General features: G+C 63.6%; 1 protein-coding gene. It reads right to left on the bottom strand.

Annotated features, from left to right (window positions below):
• Positions 1–3,071, bottom strand: a 3,071-nt coding sequence (locus ACFFSY_RS06400) for a condensation domain-containing protein (protein WP_377491620.1), incomplete at both ends; no start/stop codon positions are given.

Genomic DNA, 3,071 nt, shown 5'->3' with positions numbered 1-3,071 from the left:
GCTCCCATACGGAGACGTCGAAGCTGTAAGGCGTCTTCTGCAAAATCACGTCGCGCTCGCTCAGCGGGTAGGCATTCTGCATCCAGCTCAGCCGGTTGACCACCGACCGGTGCTCCACCAGCACGCCTTTGGGCATACCCGTCGAGCCGGACGTGTAGATGACGTACGCCGCGCTTCGCGGCGTTCCTTCACGGGTCAGGTTCCCCGCTTCGTCCGCCTCCGCATTGGCGGCAGACTCCGTACGAATCCCGTCGCCGGCCTGCACGACAAGCAGCTCCGCTCCCGTCCCCGCCAGCGCTTCCGTCATCTTGCCCGCGAGCCCGCCTTGCGTCAGCACGAGCCGCGCTCCGCTGTCCGCCAACATGTAAGCCATCCGCTGCGGCGGCAGCTCTGGCGGCAGCGGCATATACGCGCAGCCCGCTTTCAATACCGCCAGCAGCCCAATCATCATCTCCGCCGAACGCTCCATCGCCACGGCCACGATCATCTCCGCGCCGACACCCTTGCGGCGGAGCTGCCGCGCCAGACGATTCGCCCGCCCGTTCAGCTCCCCGTGTGTTAGCGAGACGTCGCCGAACGTCAGCGCCACCCGTTCTGGAATCCGATCGGCTTGCTCTTCCACCAGCTCATGCAGCATTCTGTCCGACCGATATGGCATCGCAGTTACATTGAACGTAGTCATCAGCTTCATGCGCTCATCTTCGGTGAGCAAGTCTATCGAGCCGATACGAACGCCGGGCTCCGCGACGACCGCTTCCAGCAGCAGGACGAACCGCTCCGCCAGCTTGCGCATCGTCTCCGCCTTGAACAGCTGCGAACTGTATTCCAATCCGCAGCGATATCCATCGCCCGCTTCGGCGATTTCGAGCAGCAGATCGAATTTCGCGACCCCCGGATGGACATCCAGCATGCTAAACTCGACGCCCTCGATCTTCTTCTCCGCCCGCCGCATATTCTGCATCGCGAACATGGCGTCGAACAGCGGATTGCGGCCGGTTTCCCTTCTGACGGCCAACGATTCAACGAGCGCTTCGAACGGATAATCCGCATGCTCGAACGCCTGAATGGCCATCTCCCTCACTTCCGCCAAGAACACGTCGAACGGTTTGCTCGCTTCCGGCCGACCGCGCAGCGCCAGCGTATTGCCGAACATGCCCACGATCCGCTCCAGCTCGGCGTCGGCTCGCCCTGCCGTCGGCGTCCCGACTATGATCTCATCTTGACCCGCATATCTAGCCAGCAGCGCTTGGAAGGCTGCGAGCAGCACCATGAACGGGGTCGCCTCGACTGCGACGGCCATCCGCTTCACGCTAGTCGTCAGTCGCGCGGGCAGTTCGAACCCAATGCGGCCGCCGGCCGAGCTTCGAATCGTCGGGCGCGCGTAATCGAGCGGCATATCCAGCATCGGCAGTTCGCCGGACATTTGGCGGCGCCAATACGCTTCCTGCTTACGGGAAGCTTCGCTGTCCACTGTCAGAAGCCGCCAGTACGCATAATCGCGATACCTCAGCTTTTGATCCGGCAGCGTCGAGCCTTCATACAAAGCAAGCAGCTCATCATGAAGTATGGCAGCCGATACACCGTCTCCGACAATATGATGCATATCGAAGAATAGCACGTGCCGGTCGGCCGCCAAGCGAATCAGCTTCGCCCTCATCAATGGCGCGCTCGCCAGATCGAACGGTTGGACGAACGTTCGGAACAGCGCTTCGATCGCCTCCTCCTCCGCACCCAGCCACCGTCCAGCAGACTGTTCGAACGGCAAACCGAACGGCGCTTCTGCATGAATCGTTTGCGCCGGCCCCTCGTCAGTCATCGCGAACGAAGTCCGCAGCGCGTCGTGCCGCGCGATGAGCGCCCGGAACGCTTCTTCGAGACGACGAGGCTCCAATTCGCCGCGAAGCTCGAAGGCAGCCGGCAGATTGTAAGCTAATCCGCCCTCTTCCAGCTTGTTCAGGACGAACATGCGGCTCTGCGCCGGAGACAACGGATCGCGCTCACGCGCAGGTGCCGGCTCGATTGCGGCCATGACGTTACGCGATGCTGCAGCCACCCTAGCCGCCAGAGCCGCCAGCGTCGGCGAACGGAAGACATCGCCAAGCGGAAGCGTAACGCCGAACGCCCGGTGGATCCGCGCCGTCAATTGATTCGCCGTCAAGGAATGACCGCCAATCTCGAAGAAATGATCGTGACGCCCGATCCGCTCGGCGCCGAGCAGCTCCCGCCACAGCTCCGCAAGCTCCGCTTCCAGCTGCCCGACCGGCGCTTCGTACGCCGCGCGTTCCATCGCGCCGTCCTGCGGCTTCGGCAGCGCTTTGCGGTCTGCCTTCCCGCTTGCGGTCAGCGGCATCGACGTCAGCCGCACGAAATACGTCGGAAGCATATACGAAGGCAAGCTTCCGCTAATCCAATCCCGCAGCTCTGCCGCCGTGGCTTCCGCCGAAGCGACGTAATATGCGCACAGCGCCTCCATCCCGGCAGCATCGCTTACTCCGGTCACGATCGCTTCCGTCACCGCTTCGTGCTTCAGCAGCGCCGCTTCAATCTCCCCGGGTTCGATCCGGTTGCCCCGGATTTTCAGCTGGTGGTCGAACCTGCCCAGATACTCTAGCTGCCCACTCTCCGTCCACCTGGCCAAGTCGCCCGTCCGGTACATCCGCTCCCCCGGCTCGAACGGATTCGGGGCGAACTTCTCGCTCGTCAGCTCCGGCCGGTTCACGTATCCCCGCGCCAAGCCGTCCCCGGCAATGCACAGCTCTCCGGCCAGGCCGATCGGCTGCAGCCGATCTCCCGCTCCGACCACGTACAGCCGCGTGTTAGCGATCGGCGCGCCGATCGGCACCGTGTCCAGCATCTCGTATGCCGTGCAATCGAAATGCGTCACGTCCACCGTCGCCTCGGTCGGTCCGTACAGGTTGATCAGACGCGTTCCGTTCGGCTCGTGCAGCAGCCGGCGGAACCGCCCGGCCTGCTTCGCCGTCAGCGCTTCGCCGCTCGCGAACGTCTGCGCTAGGCTCGCGATCCGCATGACCTGCTCCGGCCGGCCTTCGACCGCATCCAAGAAGGCGTTC

This window comes from Paenibacillus aurantiacus (genome assembly GCF_042431225.1).
Lineage (GTDB): Bacteria > Bacillota > Bacilli > Paenibacillales > Paenibacillaceae > Paenibacillus_Z > Paenibacillus_Z aurantiacus.
The sequence above is the reverse complement of the archived record's forward strand: the minus strand, read 5'-3'. Positions and strand labels throughout refer to the sequence as shown.